The sequence below is a fragment of the Pseudomonas sp. HK3 genome (assembly GCF_052920985.1).
Genome location: NZ_JBREXD010000001.1, coordinates 1 through 23,476, shown reverse-complemented (window position 1 = coordinate 23,476; position 23,476 = coordinate 1). Strand labels below are relative to the sequence as shown.

Annotated in this window: 15 protein-coding genes; 4 read left to right on the top strand and 11 right to left on the bottom strand. The window is 40.3% G+C overall.

Annotation, left to right across the window (positions count from 1 at the left end; translation table 11 throughout):
- The first annotated feature begins 4 nt into the window (after positions 1-4).
- The 4 genes from ACU6U9_RS00075 (at position 5) to ACU6U9_RS00060 (ending at position 13,078) form a co-directional block, all read left to right on the top strand.
- Positions 5-3,748: a hypothetical protein gene (locus ACU6U9_RS00075; RefSeq protein WP_446733057.1), complete on the top strand. Its 3,744-nt coding sequence runs from the start codon at positions 5-7 to the stop codon at positions 3,746-3,748.
- Between the two features lie 48 nt (positions 3,749-3,796).
- Positions 3,797-4,936 (top strand): ComEC/Rec2 family competence protein, encoded by a 1,140-nt coding sequence (locus ACU6U9_RS00070; protein WP_446733056.1) that lies wholly within the window; start codon positions 3,797-3,799, stop codon positions 4,934-4,936.
- Positions 4,937-4,942: 6 nt separating this feature from the next.
- On the top strand, positions 4,943-9,982 hold the full coding sequence (locus tag ACU6U9_RS00065; RefSeq protein ID WP_446733055.1) for a hypothetical protein: 5,040 nt from the start codon (positions 4,943-4,945) through the stop codon (positions 9,980-9,982).
- A 651-nt stretch (positions 9,983-10,633) separates the two neighbouring features.
- The gene (locus ACU6U9_RS00060; protein WP_446733054.1) at positions 10,634-13,078 is read left to right on the top strand and encodes an acyl-CoA dehydrogenase; all 2,445 of its coding nucleotides are present in this window, start codon (positions 10,634-10,636) and stop codon (positions 13,076-13,078) included.
- A gap of 72 nt (positions 13,079-13,150) precedes the next feature.
- Here ACU6U9_RS00060 and ACU6U9_RS00055 read toward each other — a convergent pair whose 3' ends face one another.
- The 11 genes from ACU6U9_RS00055 to ACU6U9_RS00005 form a co-directional block, all read right to left on the bottom strand.
- Positions 13,151-13,777: an outer membrane beta-barrel protein gene (locus ACU6U9_RS00055; RefSeq protein ID WP_446733053.1), complete on the bottom strand. Its 627-nt coding sequence runs from the start codon at positions 13,775-13,777 to the stop codon at positions 13,151-13,153.
- Positions 13,778-14,216: 439 nt separating this feature from the next.
- Positions 14,217-14,885 (bottom strand): energy transducer TonB, encoded by a 669-nt coding sequence (locus ACU6U9_RS00050; RefSeq protein ID WP_446733052.1) that lies wholly within the window; start codon positions 14,883-14,885, stop codon positions 14,217-14,219.
- A gap of 88 nt (positions 14,886-14,973) precedes the next feature.
- The gene (locus ACU6U9_RS00045; protein ID WP_446733051.1) at positions 14,974-15,399 is read right to left on the bottom strand and encodes an ExbD/TolR family protein; all 426 of its coding nucleotides are present in this window, start codon (positions 15,397-15,399) and stop codon (positions 14,974-14,976) included.
- Positions 15,400-15,401: 2 nt separating this feature from the next.
- Positions 15,402-16,196 (bottom strand): tonB-system energizer ExbB, encoded by a 795-nt coding sequence (exbB, locus tag ACU6U9_RS00040; protein WP_446733050.1) that lies wholly within the window; start codon positions 16,194-16,196, stop codon positions 15,402-15,404.
- On the bottom strand, positions 16,187-16,576 hold the full coding sequence (locus ACU6U9_RS00035) for a YbaN family protein (RefSeq protein WP_446733049.1): 390 nt from the start codon (positions 16,574-16,576) through the stop codon (positions 16,187-16,189). The genes exbB and ACU6U9_RS00035 overlap by 10 nt, the downstream gene beginning before the upstream one ends.
- A 4-nt stretch (positions 16,577-16,580) precedes the next feature.
- Positions 16,581-17,198 (bottom strand): biliverdin-producing heme oxygenase, encoded by a 618-nt coding sequence (locus tag ACU6U9_RS00030; protein WP_446733048.1) that lies wholly within the window; start codon positions 17,196-17,198, stop codon positions 16,581-16,583.
- A gap of 77 nt (positions 17,199-17,275) precedes the next feature.
- A complete protein-coding gene (locus ACU6U9_RS00025; protein WP_446733047.1) occupies positions 17,276-18,568 on the bottom strand; it encodes an HlyD family type I secretion periplasmic adaptor subunit in 1,293 nt (430 codons plus the stop codon).
- 2 nt (positions 18,569-18,570) lie between these two features.
- Complete coding sequence (locus tag ACU6U9_RS00020) at positions 18,571-20,292, bottom strand: type I secretion system permease/ATPase (RefSeq protein ID WP_446733046.1); 1,722 nt, start codon at positions 20,290-20,292, stop codon at positions 18,571-18,573.
- The gene (locus ACU6U9_RS00015) at positions 20,279-22,171 is read right to left on the bottom strand and encodes a hypothetical protein (protein WP_446733045.1); all 1,893 of its coding nucleotides are present in this window, start codon (positions 22,169-22,171) and stop codon (positions 20,279-20,281) included. The genes ACU6U9_RS00020 and ACU6U9_RS00015 overlap by 14 nt, the downstream gene beginning before the upstream one ends.
- Before the next feature lie 51 nt (positions 22,172-22,222).
- Entirely contained in the window at positions 22,223-22,873 is a 651-nt protein-coding gene (locus ACU6U9_RS00010) for a heme acquisition protein HasA (protein ID WP_446733044.1), read from the bottom strand.
- 101 nt (positions 22,874-22,974) lie between these two features.
- Positions 22,975-23,476: hypothetical protein (locus ACU6U9_RS00005; RefSeq protein ID WP_446733043.1), on the bottom strand; the 502-nt coding region annotated here is incomplete at its 5' end.

Genomic DNA, 23,476 nt, shown 5'->3' with positions numbered 1-23,476 from the left:
CGTAATGACTACGATTCTTTTCAATAATGAAACGCCAGGTGATCCACTTTATTGGTCTGATGTTTCTGACGTTTTGCCATTAGTAAGCAACTATGCGCTTGGTTATTGGGTTGTCGGAACGGATATACCTAGTGAATTAACATTGGCTCAAAGTTGGAATGATTATCATGATGGTGTGTATCTTTTTTTAAAAAATAGGCCAAGTGATTTAGATAAATTCGAAACACAATTGTCGGCTTACCTTTCTTCTCCGGGCATGAATGCGGTTCGTTTTTTATGGATTGATAACCCCTCAGATGCTCGGTCTACATGGCAAAGCGCTGCATTGAGTGCGTCATTTACTAATAATAATTGGATTGTAAAAAATTTAATTAATTTTGATTTTATTAATTATGGTTTGATAATTGGGCGTGGTTGTTCAATAGCATTAAATGATACCGGATTTATATTTCAAGCGGTTAATAATATACCGGCGTCTTTAAGGTTTACCGCAGGGAATGGTGCTTATTCGTATAATGAAACGCGAGGTCAAATATCATTAAGTTTTTCTGGACTCAATACAGGTGCTTTTAATTTTAAAATTGCATTGGATTTCGATGTTCATGATGCCGATAAACCGTTACGAGAACTTGACGCAGGATTACGATATTTTGTTGATAATGTCGATTTTCCTGATACTGACTTATTGACCAGCTTTCGTTATCCAGTACTTGCCCCGGTTAATGATTTTTTTCTGTACGGTCAAATTGATGTTGTCAATTTAACGGTTGCCTCGCGTAGCTTTTTAGCATTTCAGGAGAATGAAGGACAAGACATCGCAATTCCTTCTTATTGGCGTACAGCACTGGGTCATACTTTGTATTTAACCCCTAAAAGAACACCTGATACATCTGGTGCTGCATTGGTATTTACATTGTTACCCAACGGAACAGGCTCGGTGGCAAGTGCACCTTGCTACCTTAGTTATGAGGGGGATTTTGGTGTAACAACGGCCTTATTACAGTCTGCGGTTGACGATGATGTGCTTGAACCTAAGGAGCGTTTAATGCCTGGAGCTTCGGGAATTGAATACCTCGGGTTTATGGATGTGGGAGATTATAATATTAGCTTTGTTTCGGGTCAGGCGGCCTATGCACCTAATTATATTTTACCCATTCAGGATATAGAACCCGTTTCATCATCAAGTATTGTTGGCCTGGAATCAAAAAACGGTTTATTAACCACATCATGGATTAACTTAACCGGCCCTGCTAATAATTCAGTTTATTATTTTGCTCAGCCTCATGATTCAGAATTTTATCAAGCACCACCACAAGGCAGTGGTCAAATCTCCATGGCTAGAGTGGCGGATGACGTTATTGACGATACCGATAGCCCTGTATTATGGCTACTTGAAATACCCGCAAAAATATTAGCCCAGCCATTAGCCAGAGAAAGTTTCCCATCAGTTCCTTATAGTGGGTTACAAGAAAAAAGCTTGGAAGCTTTTCGTGCATTGGAAGCTCAGGTATTGAGCCCAGTGCGTCGCTCAGAAATTAATAATTTTACGAGTGCCACATCAAATAAAAAACGCACATTATTGGATATTTCAGATGCAGAGCCTGTCGGTGTTACACCACAAGGTTTATTAGGTAAATTTAGTGCTGACTTATTGAATTGGCACCAGTTAATATTGGCGCAGACCCCAAGAGTGATCCAGACAGCCTCATCGACATTAGAGAATATCGAACAGAAGCTTGAATGGGTTAATGTTGTTGGTCCGTTAAAAAGTGCATTCCAGAGCAATCAACTTTTTCTAGTTTTAAATGATCCAGTTAAGGTACTTGATAATGCATCTGTCACCTTTCGATTAACAGTAAGCGCTTTTACTGAGTTTTCTGATTCGGATGGGCCTGATCATCAACCAATACCCGATCATGTTATCACTGCAATCGAAAGTTCTGGCATTATTGATCAATATTATCAGGATGCATCTTCCTATGAGGCAGCATTGCAATCCGCATTACAACCCGCTGATTATCAGCAATATCGATCTTTGTTATTGTACTTTGGTGCGTTTGCTGACTTAAATGTAGATGATTGGACATTTCATGTCTCGCCTTATCACTGGTTATGGAGCACTGATGAAAGTAAAAACACCATTGCTGTTTTTAAATTTGGCGATCGAAGCTTATTAGATATGGCGGCGGATCTTTCTGCATGGACATGGCTGGACGGCGCTGGCGGAGATACAGGTGCAGCAAAAACACAAGAATCTTTATTAAGTATTATTAATAGCGGCATAGAGGACTCAAACTTAGGTCGAACAGAGTTAGATAATTTTAAAAATGTCGTCAGTAGTCCCTCTTGGAATGGCATCATTTTTCTAAATGTACCCTTTAATCTACAGGAATTACCACCACAGCTAGAAGGTCTCGCAGCAGGCATTGCTGCAGATGATTTTTTTGTGCATCACGTTGGGATTAATATCTCACCCGTGCATACGGAGTCAGGCACATTGGCGTTACAAAATAGTACGTTATTTGGTTTGATTGATTACCAAAGCTATGACGATATTAATTATACGGGTGTAGATTACGACTTTAAAGTACAGCGATTGTCTGTGTTGTTTGAAAACTCTCATATCCAAACGTTTAATTCTCTTGTTCAAGTTCAATTAAATACTCTATTTGGAGAGTCTTCGACACTGCGCTATGCCGATAATGGTAATAATATTGTTCTTAGCGGTGTTTATCAACGACATGATGATTCATCAAGTTATATTTTTGTGCAAAACGAGCCTAATATTTTCGATATGAAAAGTTTTGTGCTAGCAGAAATTGATATACAGAGGGTGCAATTTTTTACAGTAACGGACGATGCACCAAAAGACTCTGATCAAGACTCTACAAGTGTTAGTACTCAGTTTATTTTTAGCGGAATGATACGTTTTCAAGCATTAGAAGGCTTCGATGTTTTTTCATATGGCTCAGTAGATAACATTTTAGGCGGTTTAAGTTTTGATAGCTTAACATTGTCCATGTTGTTTGACTCTCAAATACCAGAAATAAGGCAATTTGTTTTTTCTGCGAACGATATCAATATTAATGTTAGCCAAAGTTTAGCTCGGGCTACCTCTATCGTGAATCACTTTCCTCTTGTTTTTAATTCTTTTATTCAGGGTTCATCATCAAGTACGCCTGGTGATTTAGGTTATATGGACGTGAGTTCCCCTCTTAATCAGGGGCGTATGGAAGAACCTTGGTATGGGCTGTCGTTTGACCTTGATCTTGGTACCTTGGGTGCATTAGCGTCCAGTGCAGGTCTAAATGTAACGTTAATGGCCGCATGGTCTACCGCTGGATTAATACAAAATGTCTATGTCGGTTTGAAATTACCAGGCTCTGTTAGTTCTCAAACTCGTATTCCGATCGAAGGGTTATTAAGCCTGAATTTTAAACAGATTGAACTGGTGGTGATCGAGCCAAAATTGATACCTGATAATGTACTACCTATTGGTGAATTTATTGAAAGTCATACCAATGATAAACATCTAAGTAGTCGGCGTATTTCAGAATCGATTGTAAATAAAGTATCAGGGCCATCGCCCGAAGGCACATCTTATATGCTTAAGTTTCGCGGAGTGTCATTTAATTTTTTAACATTAGCATTTCCACCTGGCGATATAGAGGTGTACTTATTTGGAAATCCAGACGATGGCGATGCAAATCTACTGGGTTGGTACGCCGCTTATGTTAACGAAAGTTAAGTTGTATATCGTTTCTTGAATTTTAGTAACCGTTAAGGGTGAATTTATATGAGTAATGCCAAGGTTTATTTTATTTGGGTTGGTCAAGGAGACTGTACCTTAATCCGATCTGATGACGATACCTTGGTACTAATAGACTGTGGGACCAGTGATAGCTTCGCTATTTATGAAGATAATGTAAAGACGTCAATTCAAGATGTATTGACAGAAACGGGTAAAACCCAAATTGATTATTTAATTCTTACCCATAGCGATAAAGATCACTGTAATTTAGTGAGTAAATTATTCGATATTACCAGTTTTAAAACGACTTACTACGGTGGAACAATATCTCAATATAAGTCATATATCTATGATAAAACAACAAAAAAACCAAGTACAAAATTAGGTTTAATTAAAGACTTAAAACCACATTTCTTAAATCTATATGAAGATACTATTATTGACAGTACTGATTTTAAAATGTGGATTATCGGTGGTAATTACCCATATAGCCATGATGCTCCTGATACCCCTTTCAAACGTGATATTAATCTTTATCACAATACTAAGAATACAAGAACAATTTTTGATAATAATGGCAACAGCCTCATGGTTGTTATTAACGCCAATGGTTTTTTGATGATGTTTTTGGGTGATGCAACCAATGTTCAACAACAGTTTATTTATGATAAATCAGTAGAAAAAAGTGTGTCATTAAGTACCCGCTTGCTCAAAATGAGCCATCATGGTAGCCCAGATTCATTTAATTCTGATATGACAAATAAAGCTGTAAAGCCACTGGGGGTGAGTGCAAGTGCCGGTGTTACATTTGGTCACCCATCCCAACAAACCATCGATAGTATAACAACTGTCGGTAAGAGTGGTTTATTAAAGCATAACCTCGTGATGTACGATGATGATGAGGAGCAGTACGATAATTATGCTGATGTGAATGAATTTATTTTCAATACTATGCAAAAATTTCAAGAGAGTTCTATTTCAGTTCCTACATTAACTAAATCTGGTAAGCGTAATCGTGATTCTCATTCGGGAGAGCCTTATCTTGAAATGATCGGATCAAATTGGATTTTTGAGATCACCTCAAGTACGGCTGCAACAATCACTAAAGGAACAGATGCTGTGATTCTGACAACAAAAGGAACAACAGCAGTAACGTCAAGAAAGAAAAAGAGACGGGGGACGTAATACATTATGGCTACGGTAATTGATGATTTTCTTGAGAAAGTGCAGCTTGAGTATAATGCGAATCTAAAAACGATTACGCTGGGTGTTGATATTAACCAGCTAGTAGCCGATCTTTTAGAATATGCACAACAAGGCAATATGCCATTGATACAGGCGAATGTTGTATCCACCTCTACTCAGGTAACGATTACTGGGAATGGCTTTTTTGATAATTTAGGCGGTGAGGAGAACGGACAGCAACATGTTATTTTGATTGCTGATTTAATTAATGGAGGTTTAGGTCTTACCTTAACGGCTACACCACTTCAAACGGTTAATCTTAAACAAATATTCTCCGACCTTGCTGGCACCACTCAAGCTGAAGGTATGTACTTAGAAAATAATGACTCTCTATTTTATCAGCTTGATTATGAAACTCCGCAGTGGTTACTTACCGATATTACACCGGAAGAGGGTGTTGTTTACCCATCTATTGGGTTAAATTTTTCAGCTGATATAAATCTTAATAATCAATTTACACATATCGTCAATTTGACGGGTATTACAACGGTTCGCCTTGCTGGCCCGGTTTCTTTTCCTCGTGGCGGTGATACTCAGCTTTATCTTGATGCTGTCATTGCAGGCTTTTCAATGGCGCTGGGCACGATGAAAATGAATGACTTTCATTTGCTCATTCGTACTGTCTATTACTCCGATGACGCTTCACAAAATTTTACGGGAACTATTTTTACGGGTGTATTAGAAATAAGCGAAAGTGTGACAGCACGCATCGGTGTTGATACCCAGTTAACCTCATCAAGCGACCCGTCAGCTTCAATTTGGGCATTCTTTTCAGATTTCAATAAACCTTTAACGCTTTCAGATGGCTTGTCGGCCCTATCGGGGTTTGTGGGTGGCAATGCTAGTAATTTTGATATGCCTGACTCCGTTAGAGTATTGGGAGACTTTGGTTTAACCAGTGTTAATGTGGGTGTGAATCCTTTTGACCCTACAGATATTGAATTTGTATTTTTAGAGGTCGGTTCTGATAAGGTTTGGGATCCTCCTATTCCCTATGTAACCGTAGAGGACTTATTTGTACAGTGGCAAATACAACGACCATTTAATAATCTTACCCGCAGTCAATCGGGCGGGGTGGGTGGCAGCTTAGTATTTGGTAAAACAAATCCCGTGCACCTTGATGTGGTGGCTTTAATACCTGAATATATTATTAATGCGAATTTACGTGATGGGGATCAGATCTCTGTAGTGGATGCGTTATCTGAGTGGTTTCCAGATGCGGGTAATTTATCGCAAGACTTAATAATTGATGATCTTCAAATAGTTGCCAATTTTGATACCAAGGTTTATGAATTCGAAGGGAGTATACGACCGGTTCCCGCTTTTACGCTGAACCTTATTATTACTGAGTTGACACTAGATCGTGTCACATTAAGCACAAATTATCGTCAAGATAAACTGTATGGCACGGTGATGGCCGAGCTGCAGCTTTTTAATGCCCCTTGGGTTGTATCCGCATCTTATTTACCACCGCTTGATACTGGCTCAGGTAATTGGAGTTTTCTGGTGCAACTTGCATCCGGCAATGTAGTCGCATTGAGTGATCTGGTTGCGCAGTTCTTAAATTTTAATCCTGCTGATATTCCGGCCGTGAATATGACCGAATTGTATTTTAAATATAATTTGTCAGATTCTACGTATGATTTTAAAGGTGCGGTGGCGGGCAGTTGGACGCTGGATATTATTCCGGGTAAGCCTGCATTAAATGTGACAGCTGCAGTAGCTGTCTCAAGTTTTGTTGAGAACCAGCAAACAAAATATAAAGGAGAAATTGATGGCACTCTGGCCATTAATTCTTTAAACGTAGGTGTGGGTTATGCGTTTGATCCTACTAACACAAATTATAGTTTTATCATTGCTTATAAAAAATTAGCACTTTATGCCACGCTAAGCCGTACTACCAAAAAAATAGATAATGTAAATACGACCGTTAGTATTTTAAAAGTTAATTTAGGTGACTTATCGGTCGGGGATATTATTGAATATCTAGTAAATTTGGCGAACCCATATTCTACTTTTCAACTTACGACGCCTTGGGATATTCTGAATTCACTTAATTTTAAAAATCTACAATTGGTTGTGGATTTAACAAATAATACCGTTGGTGTCGAGTACCGGTTCGATCTTGAATTACTCTTTATTTATATCGAATCAATCGGTATTACTTATATTAAACGTAGCGATGGAAAAAGCGGCGTAGTAGTAAGTATTAAAGGCCGCTTTCTCGATATTAGTTTTGGTGATGAAGCAGGCGAGGATGACTTAACATGGGATTTATTGAATGATCCCGCCCCCGCAGTACCTGGTCGAGGTAATCAACTCTTTGATCTTAAGTACCTAGGATTAGGGCAGCATATTTCAATGACGGACTCTGCCAGTTTTGAATCGGTAGCGGATGTTATCGATGCATTAGAGCTAAACATGCTGCCTGTCGTTAATGATAATGAAAACCCTTTAAGTCAGCCAGCACAACATGGTTTGGTTTTTGATCAAGATAGCCATTGGTTATTTGGTACTCGTTTTACCATACTAGGCGGCATTGATTTCTCAGCAGTATTTAATGACCCCTATTTATATGGCTTATTACTGGAATTAAGTGGCGATGTGTCCGGTTCATTGTCAGGTTTGAAATTTGAATTATTGTATAAACGCATTACAGATAATTTAGGTGTGTATAAAGTTGTATTGCGTGTACCAGAAGCGTTTCGTCAATTAGAATTTGGCGAAGTGTCCGTCACGTTACCTGTTATTAAAGTTGATATTTATACCAATGGTAATTTCAAAGTTGATTTGGGCTTTCCTACGAGTGATGATTTTACAGAGTCGTTTGGCCTGCAGGTTTTCCCATTTATCGGCAAAGGTGGTATTTATTTTGGATACTTAGTGGGTGTCGCATCAAAAAGCGTTCCTAAAATCACCAATGGTGAATTTTCACCTGTTATTGAATTAGGCTTAGCGCTGGCTATTGGTGTTGGTAAAGAAATTAATAAAGGGCCGTTACGTGCTGGTTTATCTTTAACCGTGCAAGCAATATTGGAAGGTTCGTTAGCGTGGTTTCATGCGTATAACGATGACAAAGAGGTAGCACAGTATTACTGGGTACGCGGGACAGCAGCCATAGTTGGTAAACTGTACGGGGCCGTTGATTTTAAAGTTATTAAAGTGAGTGTATCCGTTACTGCAAAAGCCAGTGTCACACTCACTATTGAAGCCCATATGCCCTCTGATGTGTACCTAACGGTTGAGGTTAGTGTTAAAGCCAGTGTTAAAGTATTGTTTGTACGCATACATTTTAGTTTTAATTTGGATTTAGATTTATCATTTACAATTGGTAGTCATTCCTATGCGCCCTGGGTGGTTAATCCTGACGCGCCATTGCCTCATAGCACTCAATCAACGTTACGCCAGAACCATGCATTGCCATTAGGGCGTAAACAAAGTCTACATAAACGCGCTATACACTCCTTAAATCGATTGCAATGGCATACGCCTTTGAATCGTATTCCGGCCAAACATTTATCCTGTGATATGAATAAAGCTATAAAAGGTCGATTACGCGAACATCATATTGAAACATCAGTAATGAGCTTTCTTGCGGTCACTAAATATCTAGTAAGCCCAACACCAAGCCTTAATTGGGAACCGGTGTCAGTTTTTAATGAAATTCAACCCATACCGGTTTTAGTTTTACCTATGTTATCGGTTGCACAAAACAGTGATTTATTACCAGAAGATCGCGGTGAGGGTGATGTGTCAAATCAGGTTGTTTTAACATTTATGGTTGAAAATGGTATTCACCCTGATGCAAAAAACTTAAACGCGCAGAGCTTACAAAGCGCTGACCATGCTCACAGCACCAATAGCACAGAAAGTTTGCCTTTCAATTTATTAATTGAAGGTATGTTAGCTTGGTCTATTACAGCGATGATGAATGATTCGACGGTCTTAAGCGGCAATATTGATCGTGGTGAGCTACAAACCCTGAATATGATTTTAAATAATACAGATATAGAAGGTGATGGTTTTAGTATTGCCCAATTGCAACAATTTTTAGATAAAAATTATCTTTTTTCTATTGGCAGCTTTACCGCAGATACCGCGCATGTAAGTTCCACCAGTGGCACATTTATACCAGTGCTACCTCCTTTGACCTTAATACAAACGGGTCGTCCTGATATTGATTTTTCAAGCTATCGTGAAGTTGGGAATAAATACGAAGATGCGGTAGCGGAATATTTCTCACAAATGGAAATTAATTACGGTGTTGATAACGCGGTCGATCCGTTTTCTTTACTGACGGTTACACCTAGTTCCAATAGCCCAGAATCGCTTGCACAAATGGTGCAGCGTGATTATTTCATGATGGTTGCACGTAATGGAGCGCAAACAGCATTAGATTTAATGGACTCTCTACCTATGCCTGTATTGGCAGTAGATAGCCTTGCAAGTATTGCCGACGAATATTCCCGCATCGAAATGCAACATACAGTGGTGGCTGGTGAAACCGTTGTCACTCTTATGGAAACATATGATATGACTTTAACTCAGCTAAAGGATGTCAATCCAAGTATGAATTTTGATATTCCTCTTTTACCTGGAGTCATCATTATGGTACTTGAAGGCCCTACTGTTAATAGTATTGTAGATGCCAACCGTCATTTATCCGGGTTATTAAAGTCCGGTTCAATATTGCGTATTGACGGCGCTAATATCCAAGCAGAAAAAGAAATAAGCTTGAATGATATTGCTTCGAATATGGGTGTTAGTTTGTTTAATTTGGTATCAAACAATACACAATCAAAAAAATTATTGGCACAAAATTATGAATTTATATTGCCTGCTTTTACTTATCAAAGTGTGATCAATGATACTTTGAATTTTGTAGCGGCTTGGTTATTGGTGCGTAATGGCGAAATCCCAGCATTCCAGTTGTCACATACGCTAAAAACTAATTACCGGCATTTTCGCATTCACGTCATCGTTTAACTTAGTTTTAATCGCATGGCCCTTTTTAGCGCACATATAAAAGCGCTTCAGCTATGTCGGTCATGGTACTTGTTTTTGAAATTGCGATGAGTCTCCTCAAATGCAATTGAGCATCAAGTATGCGGCGATCGCTAAAGCCTTTACATAAACAAAGAGATTAAGCTTATATTGCTGAGTACACTCACCGATCACACACTGAGTACCTTGTACACTTAATTTGTCTTTTCCAATTTTTATCCTCTAGCCGTTTTTTCTTTGTCCGGATTAAATACGTCAGTTGTGAGCTTAGCCTTGCCGTTTATACTCATCATTGCGTCTAAATTACATCTAAATTGTTGCGTTAATATTTGAACTCAATTTGTATTATTTTCTTCAAAAACAAGTACATGCAAAAAAATTTGTGCCAGCGTCATCGCTTTTTCTAGCACATGAGTAAAAATTAATGCCTTCGGCTGAGTGAATGATCCACATAAAAAAACCTTATCCCTACAATTCTAGACGCTTAGAGCGCCATCTCACCTGATGCAAATCAATATAGTACACGCCATTAACCATAGTAATAACAGGCTATTTATAAGGTCTCAGTCTAACCTTACAAAACAGATTAAAACCCGCTAGGATTAACCCACCTTTCACAGTTAGGGATCTACTATGTTTTGGCTTTTATTACTTATTACCGTTGCTGGCTTGATTACCGTCATGCGCAAAGAAGCAGGGGCAATCGCAGCGATCGCTGTCTTTATCGCCATGGGGTTGGCAAGTGCCGCCGTTGGTCACAAATTATTAGGATTTGTTTTATATTTAGGTGCGGCCGCAACCGCACTAACAGGCTTAGTGCCTTTTAGGCGTTTATGGCTAACACCCAGTCTTTTTAATATGTTCAAACGTGTGGCACCAAAAGTATCGGCCACCGAGCAAGTGGCACTGGATGCCGGAACCGTCAGTTGGGATGGCGAGTTATTTTCAGGCAAACCAAACTGGAATAAATTACTTGAGAACCCATGTGGTGAACTCAGCGCAGAAGAACAAGCTTTTATAGACAAGCAGTGCACTGAAGTTGTCTCAAAATGCAACAGCTGGGATGTGGCCGTTGAACGCGCCGACTTACCAAAAGAAGTATGGGACTACCTAAAGAAAGAAGGCTTTTTTGGCATGATTATTCCTAAGTCCTATGGCGGCTTAGAATTTTCAGCAAAAGCCCAATCCGCGGTATTACAAAAGCTCGCCACCAATGAAAGCTTAATGGTATCCGTTGGCGTGCCCAACTCGTTAGGGCCCGGTGAACTGCTGTTAAAATACGGCACCCAAGAACAAAAAGATCATTACCTGCCACGCTTAGCCGATGGCCGTGAGATTCCTTGCTTTGGTTTAACCGGCCCTCGCGCTGGCTCAGATGCAACGTCATTGCCTGATACTGGCGTTGTCTGTAAAGGCGAATTTGAAGGCAAAGAAGTGCTTGGTTTAAAACTCAATTTTGAAAAACGCTGGATCACCCTAGCACCCATCGCCACCGTTGTCGGCTTAGCGTTTCGCATGCTTGATCCTGACAACTTACTAGGCAAAGGCAAAGACCGCGGCATCACTTGCGCACTGGTTCCGCGCAATACAAAAGGCATGGAAATTGGCCGTCGTCATTGCCCTATCGGTGGGCCATTTTTAAATGGCCCTATTAAAGGCACAGACATGTTCATTCCGCTTGAGTACATCATTGGCGGTGAAGAAATGGCGGGGGAAGGCTGGCGCATGCTGGTCGAATGCTTATCGGTCGGCCGCTGTATTACACTGCCCTCTGGTGCCGCTGGCGCCGGCGCTTATGCGGTCGGCACCAGTGGTGGCTTTACAAGAGTACGTCGCCAGTTCAATACCCCCGTCGCCGATATGGAAGGTGTACAAGAACCATTAGCTCGCATTATGGCCAATACCTATATTGCCCAAAGCGCAGTTAAACACACCGCAAACATGGTCGATAACGATGAAAAACCATCGGTACCTTCTGCCATTTTAAAGTATCACTTAACCGAAATGCAGCGCAGTATTTTGAGTGACGCCATGGATGTACATGGTGGCAAAGCCGTTACCCTTGGGCCTCGTAATTATCTTGGCATTGGTTACAGCAGCAACCCTGTATCGATTACGGTAGAAGGGGCTAACATCATGACTCGCTCATTGATGATTTTTGGTCAAGGTGCCATTCGTTGCCACCCATATGTATTGGATGAACTGGTCGCTAAAAATAATGATGATATCAAAGCGTTTGATATCGCCTTCTTCAAACACGCTGGTTTAATTTTTGGTAACGCCGCTCGCGCACTCACCCTTGGTTTACGCATTGGTAAAGCACAAGTGCCATTTGATGACGCCGCAAAACCTTATGCTCAGGGCGTTGCTCGCTTTAGCGCAGCCTTTGGCTTATGTGCCGACGCCGCCATGAGCACACTTGGCGCCGAGCTTAAAATGCGTGAGCTTATTTCAGCTCGATTAGGCGACATACTTTCAAATATGTATTTGGCCTCTATGGTGTTAAAAAACTGGCACGAATCAGACAAAGTAGACGGCGAAAAAGCGCTCATGCAATACAGTCTTAATCTGCTGTTATATAACATGGAAAATTCATTAGATGAGTTTTTACAAAACTTACCCAACCGAATCGTCGCCCAAACATTACGCGTACTCACCATGCCGCTAGGTCGTCGCTGGGACAAACCCCATGATGACTTAACGCGTGAAATTGCTGTTAGCTGCTCTAACGATACTGCCATTCGTCATAAAATATTAGCCGGATGTTGGACCACGCCCGGCAATGACAAAGTCGATAACCCTGTTGCAAGATACAACGAGCTATTAAAAGACTACGAAAAAGCAGAAGAGCTGTATCGCCGAGCCAATAAAGCCTATGCCAAAGGGGATATTCCTATGGAAGCACTTCACCCAGAGCAACGTTTTAGTGAAGCACTCAAGGCTAAAATCTACAGCGAAGGGGAAGCCGAATTCATGGCAAAATATGAAGCGAATGTACTGGAAATGTTAACGGTAGATGACTTTGCTTTTAATGCCTTTGCGCAAAACAAAGCAAGTGTAATTAATCACAACCCTTAAACACATTAGTTTAAAAATAAGTAGGCATAAAAAAACCGCTCATTGAGCGGTTTTTTTATTGAAAATTACAAATTAAAATTTATAACGGGCAGACAGAGCAACAGAACTTAACACTGAAGTGAGTTCAATCTCCTCAGTACCGCTATAATAACCATAATCATAGCTATAGTTATTCTGATATTCGATTGTTTGCCATGAAATCACTTTAACCTGATAAGCCACTTCAAATTCTATGTGCTCATTAACAGGGATCAATAGACCCGCCATTACATTGAAAGCCACACCTTCTAAATCACCGTTATTATAAAAAAGCTCGCCAGTATCTTCATATTCATACAACCCAAAACCCACACCTAAATAAGGCTGTACTGTAGCATCCTTTAGAAAAGGGAAGTGCCAATCGATATCAACGCCAGAGTATTCTGTTTCCCCACCAGAAGATTTCGTTTCGAGATCAATAGAGGTAAAACTTAACTGAACACGTTTTTGGGATCGAAATTGATATCCGATTATAAGCCTAGTTTGATCTTGATCAACATCAGTGTCAGTCATCATCCCACGTGATTCTGCCTCAATCGTACCTGAGCCAGTAGAAAACCCAAAACCCAAGTATATGTGATCATTATCTTCATCCGCCATTACGCTAAACGAACTAGAAAGCACCAAACAAGAAACAAACATTCTTAACAACGTATTCACAAATATTCCTTTGCAAAATTAAAAGTTGGCGGATTATACATACGCTGTATTTTAAATAAACAATATAAACGTCGTTCGTGATGAAATAGGCAGAATCCCCTAAATTAGCAATGATATCGACATAATTCCCTAAATAAGTCGCGTTTTGGGTAACAGAATAATTGGTTTACTTAGATCTAGAAGAGTGAACCATGAAACACAGTCAGAAAATAGATAATTACCAAAAGTCAATATACCCGAGTATATAGGAAACTATTATTGGCCTTCTCTACTCGCATAAAAGCAGCCTAATTATATCAATCAAATAATTGAGCGTATTACATTCATACTAAAGCGAGACCACAAGCCCAAACGTAGTACGGGTTTCATCGGTTATAGCATCATTATCGTTATATACCGATTCAAGCACAAAGTGCACATGAAAACATAGAATAAAATATTAAAGTAAAAAGAAATTAATAGGTACAACCACATTCTTATTACTTGCAATAAAGACATGAGGAGGCGAAGGTAAGGGCAATGCTCGATTGATCACCGCCTTCGCTTCCCGATTTAATAGCGGGAATTTAGATTCATCTAAAATTTTTATATTGGTTGCAAAACCAGAAACATCAACATCAAAACTGACCAAAACACTACCTTGCTGATATTTTTTTCTAGCCGCTATTGGGTAGCGCTTGTATTGCATTAAATGTGCGAGTACTTTTGCCTGCCAATCAGCAACTATTTTTGTATTCGCAAGTGCGCTATCACCTTGGACTTCTTGACTGTTTTCTTTTTCATTTTTTTCTTCTTTAATTTCAACTGCTCTAAATTCTTCTTTTACGTCCGGTTGATCATTAAGCTCTAATTCATTTATTTCTTTTTTATCAATGACGGCATCTTTTTTCTTTACAATATATTTTTTAAGTTGTCCGTTATCAGACTGACTAACATGAATATCATGTGTTTTATCTGGTTTTTCTTGCTTTTTATTTGATAGCCTAGATTTCTCTGATATGTCATTCGCTATACTGTTATTAAAAGATGCCGGTGCAATAGTAATCGCAATAGGGGCCGTATTTTTTATTGGCTGAATTACCGAAATTTCAAATGAATGAATCGCCATAAAGTAGACACCAGCGTGTAATAAAAAAGCAATCAGTAACGATATCGGCCACAGCATACGAACCGAATGACCTCCTATTCGCATGCTATTACTCTGCCTTATTGCTGATTAACGATATTTTTGTATAACCTGCAGACCGAATGTCATCTAGCAAGGTTACAAAATTGCCATAATCCACTTTATTATCTGCTCGGATATAAATAACACGCCCAGTATCATTGTTCGTCATCGTCATAATTTCAGATAATAAATTTTCTTTCTTTGTCTTTATTTTATCATCATTAATGTAAACATCTAATTCTGGTGTTAAAGATATAACAATTGGATCGTCTTCTTCTACCTTTTTATCAGACGATGAGGATGGTAATTCGAGTGGAATTTCGACTTTAGAAAGCGGAACCGCCACCATAAAAATAATAAGCAATACCAACATAACATCAATAAAGGGGGTCATGTTTATTTCTGATATCTCTTCGATTGGGCTACTGGATTGACGTGAAGGACTTGGCATCATATTTATTTTTTAACCGCTGCTATAGCGGCATTATCGTCAAGCAAAGAACCGTGATATTGTTTTAAATGCAATTCTAATTGTCGACTTGCTATTAATAATATATTTGACGATATGACATCTAAATGTTTTTGATATCCAGTTACTTTACGGCTAAAGTAATTATAAAAAATGACGGCAGGTATTGCGGCTACTAAGCCAAATGCAGTTGCTAATAACGCCTCAGCTATCCCTGGTGCGACCACGGCTAAATTAGTCGTTTCATTTTCAGCAATTCCAATAAAACTATTCATGATCCCCCATACAGTACCAAACAAGCCTATAAATGGTGCAACCGAACCCACGGAAGCTAAAATTCCCGTCCCGGTTAATCGCTCAGAAACAAGTGCGACGGTGATTGTATTTAATCTTTCTATAATGCGGGACTTCGCTTTTTCATCATCCCCCGTGTGATGGACTGTCCAATCGTATTCTTGCTTGGCTGCACTTAATAATTCATATTCCGGCGTGTTCTTATTCATCATGACACTTTCACCAAGCTGCTGGGCATTAACGATGCTCATATTTAACGCCTTACTGTTTTTAATGGCCGATGTCAGCTCTACTTGTTTGACAAATAAAATGCTCCAACATACAACAGATGCAAACATCAATGCGCCCATCACAGTTTTTACAACCCAATCAGCTTGGTTTAGCAGTGCATCTATGCTCAATTCACCGCTACTATTTTCTGAAAACGCATCCATTGAGATCACACATAAGAAAAGTACTAGCAGTGATGATATTTTTTTTACTGACATTTTTGATTCTCATTATTCGATGACGAACGACTCGGGCGACTCCAAATCCAGATAGCACCTATTCCCATGCCACATGCGGCCAACACAACAGATGGTATATGTGTAACAAATAAACACATACCGATTAACCCAATAATCATTGTACACGCAGATATAATTTTATATTTCAACGCGACAACTCGATCGTTATGCCAATCCTTCAAAGGGGGTCCAAACAATTTATGACTGTGTAACCATTGCTGAAGTCGCGGAGAGCTTTTTCCCGCGGCCCATGCCGCGATTAAAACAAACTCTGTGGTTGGTAACCCTGGTGTCACGACACCAAGAAACGCAATGGCGATACAAATATAGGCAAGGCATAAATACGGCCATTTCAACACGAGACTAGAACTCCAAAAAAGCAGCGCGAGCCTGATCACGAACAAATGAAAATGCAGCCGCTGCGCCTTCGCACGCTTGTAGCTGTTCTGTTTCATTTAATGATAAAGCATCAATTTTGTGTTTGAATTCACGCCAATGTTTTCCTCTTCCATCAGAATGGCCCGCTAAATGTGACGCGCCAAACTCTTCATGACAACCCAGCTCTTTAGCAAATTTAAACAAAAATGCACCGCCAATATTTGAACCCTCTATTGCATAAAGCCAACCAAGAGCCTGTGCATTGGTTATATTAAGGACAGGAATATTTTTGACGAAAAGAGGTAGCTCGGCTGGGTCTTTCATTAAATCTAAGCAATCATTAATGACTTGCTCAAGACGGCAATGACCTTCTAATCCAGAAAGCTGTTTATTTAACGTTTCGTTATGATACAAAGGTTGCACCAACCAATGAAAGCAATACTGCATACGCAAAAATCGCGCATAATTACCCAAGCTAGCAAACGGCTTACTTTTCATGATTAGTTGATCAAGAGATTCATGGCTGTCATGTGTGCTCATTTTCAATCGAACCGTAAGGGGATGAGTCACTTCAGACAAGTGCTCTACAGCATCTTGAGTCATGATATTTCCTATATTAAATTATCCATTTATATATAAGACGAACAGCACTGATAAAAGTACCGTTTTTTATTGAAAATTTAATTTTCAGCCAATGCCTTAGGAATGCGATCAAATACAGGCTTAAACAAGTAACTCAGCATAGAACGTTCACCATTGCTCATAAATGCCTGCACAGGCATGCCAGGCTGCAACACTAGTTGATTCGTTGGACCACTATCAAATGCGATACTCGCGGCATAATACGGCTGGCCTGTGTTTTCATTAATTTGCCGATCTGTGGCCAGCTTCACTACTTTCCCGTCTACTTTTGGGGTTTGGCTACGATTAAACGACGTAAACATTAGCTCTACCACTTGGTTCATGTGAATACTATCAATCACATCAACAGGGATTTGAACATCAGCCACCAACTGCTTGTTATGAGGCACAATTTCCATGAGTATTTCAGCGGGTTTAACCACGCCTCCTTGGCTATGGATATTCAGACTAACCACCTGACCTGACACACTGGCAACAACATCACGACTTTGTTGAATCAACTCAGCCGCTTTGTACTTTTGAAATGAGGCATCCAGTGTCATCTGACTGTCTATCAACTGCTTACTTAATTGATGGTTATGATTGGAAACTAATTGCGTAAGTTGTGCATTAATCTCACGAATTCTTGCGACTTGGTACTGTAAGTCTGCTTGTGCACTTGCACGCTCAGTACGCGCCTCGGATGCGATAAGTTGCAATTCATCTAATTTATCTTTTGCTGCAAAACCTTGTTGGACTAATTCATTCACATTATTTATGCGTTTATCATAAAGTGCTAAGCGTTCATCTAAGCTATTTATGACATTTTTTAATCCCGCTATTCTTGCTGAGGTACTGAGTCTGGATTCCACGAAAACCTGTTTATCGCTTTCTATTATTCGCTTTGAGTCCAATAAAAATCGTTCTTGCAACTGCAATGCTTCTTTGACAGAGTCATCATTATCGATGACAGCTAATAACGTTGAGTTTAATATAATTTGTGTGCCGTTTCGCTCAGCCTGTAAACGCAGTTTTTGAGCAATATTAGAATAGTATTGAAGCCTAGCCGCATCATATTCTGCTTGAGTTGCAGAGCCATCCAAGCGCACCAGTAACTGCCCTTTTTTAACCCACTGCCCATCCTCTACTAAAATATCACTCACAATTCCTTTTTCTTGCGCTTGAATAATTTTGCGGTTACCTGCAACTATTAAATTACCATCCACAACAACACCTTTATCTAAAGGTGCGAACGATGCCCACACTATGAATATACCAAAGGTCATACCAACTACGAGCCAGCCTAAATAAACGGTTTTTTTGGTGCTATTAAGTGTTGCCATATTTTTCATATCTAAACCGCCAATGGCATGTGAGCCGTTGTCTTTACTGCATTTGATGCTTGTTGCATCACATCCAAAACTTGTTGCTTAGTACTGCACGCTTTTACCATGCCGTTATCTAGAATTAAAATTCTATCCATTGCATTCAAAACAGCGCGCCTATGCGTAACCAGTACAACCGTTGTCTTTGATTGCTTTAACGTTTTTAGCGCAAGCATAAGCGCCGCTTCACCTGCATCATCAAGATTAGAATTTGGCTCATCTAAAATAAGTAATTTAGGGCTGCCGTATAACGCACGAGCAAATCCTATTCGTTGCTGTTCTCCGCCAGATAAACCGCTGCCGTTATCCCCAAGAATGGTGTCATACCCTTGTGTCAAACCGACAATCATTTCATGCACGCCGGCTAATTTTGCCGCCGCTATTATTTGCTCGTCATTGCGATCGCCAAAACGTGAAATGTTGTCGGCTATTGTGCCAGCAAATAAGTTTACATTTTGCGGAAGGTAACCGATGTGTGAGCCTAACTGCTGTGATTGCCATTGCTGTAGGTCGGCATCATCTAGACGTACACGACCTAAACGTGGCTGCCAAACCCCTGACAATAATTTAGCTAATGAACTTTTTCCTGATCCTGACGAGCCAATAACTCCTAGCATCTCACCAGCGTTTATCGTCATATTAATACTGGTTAATGTCGGTTTTTGTGCATTAGGTGGCAGCACGGTGGCCCCTTCTACTACCAATTTTCCTGTTGGTTCTGGCAATTGTAATTTTTCTTTTTCAGGCGGGTACGTAACCAATAATGTATTGAGACGATTAGCCGATCGCTTAACGCCTTCCCACTGTCGCATGCTACTGACAAGCTGTTCAACCGGGGACAGCATTCGACCAATCAGAATAGTACCCGCGATCATCATACCCGGTGTAATATCACCCTGAAGTGCAAGCCAAGCCCCCAAACCTAAAATTAATGACTGTAATAACACCCTTAAAAAACGCCCCATTGCCACTAATAGTCCACTGCGTTCGTTGGCTAATATTTGTTGCTGGCGGCCATATTGATAATTGTCTTGCCAGCGACGTTGCAGCACACCCAGCATGCCCAATGACTTAGCGGTATTCGCCTTACTAATATAACTTTCCGCTTGTTTCATAGACTCATCGGATTTTTTACTGGCCTGCGTGAGTGGTTTTTTTACCCACAAATCATTCGCAAATGCCAACAAAAATAACAATGCGGCCCCTACTAACGCCACACCACCTAACAGTGCATTGAATGAAAATAATAAAAGTAAATAGACGATAACCCAAGGCGCATCAAAGAATGCAAACACCGCACTGCCCGTCATAAAATTACGCAATGTTTGCGTATCGTTTAATAACACCGTTGCATTATTTTGCCCTGTCGTGATTTGATGAGCCGCAGATGCGCTGAATACTTTTTCAGTTATTTGCTCATCAAATGCACCGCCGATACGCACCATGACTTGGCTGCGAATCCACTCTAAAAATCCCATTAAAAAAAGTAACGCAATCACCATGACGCTCAACATGTACAAGGTCATTTCGTTGCCCGATGTTAATACACGATCATAAACTTGTAACATGTAAATCGCAGGCGCTAATAACAGCAAATTAATTAATGCGCTAAATGCCGCAGCATGAATAAACTCTGATTTATGCTTAAGCGCCATATCAAGAACAGGGCGCAAGGGATCACTCGATATCATGAGTGCATCCTTTTTTATGCCTAAGCAAAAGGAGGCTTATGCATAAAAGATAAAATATTGAGCCTCCGTTGCCATATGACAAGCGCTCTGAATTAGAAACCTTACCCTCAACACTGACATTAATGGTGGTCACAGCACCAATACGGCCACCTTTAATATCATCATGACAGTTTAAGGTGTAATAATACGTGCCGGCTTCTAACGTCAATATTAAAGAGCCAAATGGTGTAATGGTTGCGTCTTGCGCCCAGCCATCCCCCTGTGCTCCGCCTGTTGGAATACAATCCGATGTATTGACCGAGCTCCAAACCAATTCGGTGCTTTCACCTATTTTAATAGAGGTAGGTGTACCACTTATATTCACGCTGCCACCGACTACGCGGGCATTTAAATCCACTTCGAACAACGTGCCATGGATATCAAACTGATATTTTTTAAAATTATTTGAAACATAGCCACGACCGCCAAATCGACTTGTTCCATACAGGCGACCGTTGTCTGCCAACATTAATCCTGAGGGGACTTTACCGTCTGTATCGTCACCGGGGCCGCTTTTAAAATTATGCACATGTTCAAAACCACTGTTTATCACGGCACCGTTCACCACTTGAATGTCGGCCAGTTTTAACCGATAAATGGTTCCATCTAAGGTCATGTTTAAGGGTTTTTTAGGATACTCATTCCCTTCTATTGTTCTGGTGCTAATATATGTTTTATGATCACCTCCGCCCATCGTGGTGCCGTACAGGTAGCCATCAGCAATCGTCATGGGTCCGCGAGGCTGGCTACCATCACTATCAGAAAAAGTATGTAAAATTGAAAAGTCTGTGCCGTCTTTTTTAATGCGGTATAAGGACCCATGAGGATTAGAACCATCAATATGCGGGTAAGGTGTCTGAATAAGGTGAGCATTCTTAAATGAAAAAAACTGATACTTACCGCCGCATACACCGTTCAAGTAAGTCATTATCGTGCCCAAGGGAGTCACGCCCTTGGTGTTACATGTCCCCACTGAGGTGCCACCGTATAAGTAGCCTTGATCATCTTCTTTCAAATACGCACTGATATAATTATTATTTAAGTCCCAAGGTATCTCCCCTTGATCTAACGTAAATTCATGTAAAAGCGTAAACCCTTTATCTATTGCACTACTGTTGGGGTCTAGCCGATATAACGCCCCAACTACAAAATCATCCGCCGCAGATAACGTATCAAAATAAGGGATACCCCGACGATAACCCAATAAACCATAAATAACGCCGTTGCTAATCATAAATCCATTAGCATGGCTGTATTGCCCCACAGGGCCAGAAGGGAATTCATATACGAGTGTGAATGTTTGGTCTGTTTCAAACCGCCAAAGCCGTGATAACGATTCACCATTGGAATCCATAAAATACAAACGCCCTACGTCATCAAAAACAGGTAAGACGTATACGTCGTTAATTATATTACCGCTCTCAGAATCCTTATATAATATTTGAGGAGACGCGCCATCAGGATTCGCTTTGGCCACATCACCTTTTGAGCCCACCACATAAATTTCATGTGTTAATGGATGCCTTACAAAACCTGAAGGCGCAGACATAGCAAAACCATCAACTTTAGTATGGTGCCCCCTTGTGGGCGGCATCGTGTAAATACTGCCACCAGCCAGCCCAATAATTTGTTCTCGCTCATTGTCATACCATGGGGGGCTTAAAGGATAGCCTGTACCAGGAGCAGGCCATTGACTCGTTGAAGGTAATGTGTGAAATGACGTGAGATAATTCACTTTAATATCATCCACTAATGTGGTTGCCATGGTCATATTTATAAAACCACACACCATCACACCGGCCATAAACATACGTTTTATAAGTAAGATAAATGTCACCATGTACTCCTAAAATAAAACGCACTTACGCCAAAAGACGTAAGTGCTAATGGATTAAGCCGCTAGCAATAGATCAGCGCTGACATCTGGTGTGACTACGTCATTCAGACCCACAAAATCATCAATAGCATCGATTAATGTACTCACATCTGTGTTCATTAATGCATTTACAATTTCATGAGTATCATTTGTTTGCGTTGCATCATTACGACCAATCACATCACCGTTTGCATCTACGCCATTGTTTAAACCAATGGTGTCTAACCCATCAATCGTGACGAGCTCATCACTGAATGAATACTCACCATTTGCGTCTTTTACCAAACCAGAACCAAATGTAATAGACGTAATTTCGCCATAAAGTGTGTGAGTTGGGCCCGCAAAAAAGGTGTAATCCAAATAGCTTCCATCACTGGTTTCGATAATGAAACCAAGTTCTGTATCGCTGGCACTATCTGTCCCACTAAACGTGTATTGTGTGCCAGAGAAGGTGCCAAATGCGCCCCAGAAACCAAGGTCTACAATTGGATCTGGGTTTTCTTCACCAGCAAAATCACCCACACTTTTGTCATAGTCGGTTGAGGTCAAGATACCGTCGGCCCAAGTGAAAAAATTCCCTAACGTATATACGTTACCTGTTTGGTCGGTTGAACCATTTAAATCAAGATTAAAAAACGATTCGCTGTACGTTACGTCAATAGACATAATTGTCTCCTTAAAAGTTGAGGTTGGTTATACTGGTTAGGTGCTTAAAACAACCTAGGATTCACACCCAATCAATATTTTTGCCACAAACTAACGTGGGCTTAATGCGTTTCACGGCGGATTATTGCCAGCAAGGCTAGCCCTAATAATAACCAAGGACTGTTTGATCCACCTGAACTACCAGAACCTTTGACTGAATCGGTACCAGTACCAGTACCAGTACCAGTATCGGTGTCGGTGTCGGTGTCGGTGTCGGTGTCAGGTATATTCTTAGCATCGTCTTCTTCAACGGTTACGCGCACAGAATGGCTGAAAATTTTTCCGGCGGTATTCTCACAATGTAATGAAAATATTTTTTCACCTGTGTTAGCCGGTGTTATCGCTTCACTGGCGTCGACCGTTTTTTCACCTAACCAATCACCAGAAGCCGTGCAACCTGATACGTTCACTGTGTTCCAGTTCAATACCAATGTTTCACCTAGTGTGATGTTGGTGTTCGATGCTGATAACTGTAGTGATTGCGGCTCGACACTGAAACTAAAAAAAGCACCTAGTTCATCCTTATTATTCCCTGCCGTTACACCATAAAGTGTTTGCATATGG